The organism is Acinetobacter sp. ANC_7512 (genome assembly GCF_056779935.1).
Genome location: NZ_JBWYIX010000040.1, coordinates 1 through 377, shown reverse-complemented (window position 1 = coordinate 377; position 377 = coordinate 1). Strand labels below are relative to the sequence as shown.

The 377-nt window shown below is 46.2% G+C and carries 1 protein-coding gene; it reads right to left on the bottom strand.

All coding sequences use genetic code 11. The features are described 5' to 3' along the window. Window positions 1-377, bottom strand: a 377-nt coding sequence (locus tag AC1M9H_RS14370; protein ID WP_481613654.1) for an Ig-like domain-containing protein, incomplete at both ends; no start/stop codon positions are given.

The window sequence follows — 377 nt, the reverse complement described above, 5'->3', positions numbered from 1 at the left end:
CTGTTGATTTTAATCGTAACAACTTCGTCATCACCTGCTGTACCTGCATTGCCTGCAAGATCAGTATAGCTCTTGTCTTTGACTTGTACTTCTACAGCTTGACCTTGTTTTGCACCGGTCAATTCAACAGTCCACGTGCCATCCGCATTTTGCACCAATGAACCCGGTACCAGTGTTGCACCAGAGATGATCAAGTCAGATTCATCAAAGCCTTGAACTGGTTTGCTGAAGCTAAAGGTTGCAAATTGTGCAACGTTGTTGCTCTCACCCGATTCAATGGTCACTGTGACTGTTGGTGCGGTGGTGTCTGTACCCACTGGACGAATTGCATTTTCAATGGTGATTGTTGTGCCATCTTCTAGCACAAGCTCACCACC